This is a genomic window from Acidovorax cavernicola (assembly GCF_003581445.1).
Map to the genome: position 1 here is coordinate 1 of NZ_QXMN01000222.1, position 1,355 is coordinate 1,355.

Sequence of the window (1,355 nt, forward strand, 5' to 3'; positions counted from 1 at the left end):
GGCTGACGCATCGACAGCACATGGGACTCCGAGCGGCCGGTGATCTTCAGGCTGGAAAGCGCCCCGTAGCGCACCGCCGTGGCATCGTCGTAGTAGGTGTAATTGACGCGCCCGCCCCAGCGGTTGATTGGCAAGCCATAGCCTGCCGAGCCGCTTTTCTGGCCGCTCGCGTAGGTATAGGCCAGCGACAAGTCGTCGCGAAAGCCCAGCAGGCTGCGATTGCGATAGGACATTCCCGCGCGCCAGCGGCCGGTCATGGGGCTGCCCAGGTTGTCGAGCGTTGCCAGCAGCTGGTGCCGGTCGGGCTCGATCGCGTTGATCAGGATGTCCGTGCTGCCGAACTCCTTTCCCGGCTGAAGATCGGCCTCGAGGCGGACATCGTTGGTGCGGTTGAACCAGACCAGGCTGTCTTCGAGTTCGTTCAGGTCGACGATCTCGCCGGCCACCAGACCCAGGCGCGCCTGGATATAGCTTGTGTGCGTGGTGGCGTTGCCGGAAATGCCGACTTCGCCGACCCGGCCCTCGACCAGCTTCACCTCCACCACGCCGTTGGAGATGTCCTGCGGCGCAATGGTGGCGATGGCGGTGACGACGCCTTTCGCCTTGTAGAGCTCGTTGACCTGGAGCACCAGCTCCTGCAACTCCGCCAGGCTGACCTGGCGGCCGCGGTACTGCGCGGCAATCGCCTCGAGATCGGCGGGCGCCAGGATGGCCGAAGGCGTGAACCGGATCTCGCGCACATCAAAGCGCAGCCCGCCGGCCGATGGCGAGATCGGCGGCGGGGTCGGCGACTCGGGGCGTCGCAGCGGATCTGGCGCCGCCGGCCTGAGGCGCTCCTGCTCGCGCCGGCGACGGTCTTCCTCGATCTGCAGCTGCTGCAGCGTGCCCGCCTGACCGGCGGGAGGGATGACCACGGGCTGGGCCCAGGCGGGCGTGGACAGCACCCCCAGGCCCAGCCAGCCGGCCGTGCACAGCGCCTGCCTGCAGCGCGGAAAACTCGGCAAGAGTGAAGCCAGCATGGTATTCATAGTCCTTCCTTCATTTGCAGCGAAACCGGCAGGTCCGTGTATGTGACCTTGGCAGCCGGCACGATGCCTATCGCGGCAGAAGCCTCCTGCGGGCCGGATTTGGCCCCCTCATCCATGCTGTCCTCGATGCGGTCTTCGGTATCGTTGCTGCTGTCGCTCGAAAGCGTCAGCACCAGTGCGCTGGTGTCGAGAACGTCCTGGCTCGGACGCGGCCCTCCAGTCAGCAGGTCGTCCGGGTCCGGAGTCGGCACCGGCGACGGGCCGGTGATCGCTCCGTCCGCCGTGATGACGATCTCCCCGCCGGCAAGCACGTGGTCAATGTTCACC

2 protein-coding genes are annotated in these 1,355 nt (G+C 66.8%); both read right to left on the minus strand.

The window, feature by feature from the left end; genetic code table 11:
- The coding region (locus tag D3H34_RS32700) for a ShlB/FhaC/HecB family hemolysin secretion/activation protein (RefSeq protein WP_167481326.1) at positions 1 to 1,019 on the minus strand (1,019 nt) is incomplete at its 3' end.
- A 5-nt stretch (positions 1,020 to 1,024) separates the two neighbouring features.
- On the minus strand, positions 1,025 to 1,355 hold a 331-nt coding region (locus D3H34_RS34435), incomplete at its 5' end, for a hypothetical protein (protein ID WP_167481327.1).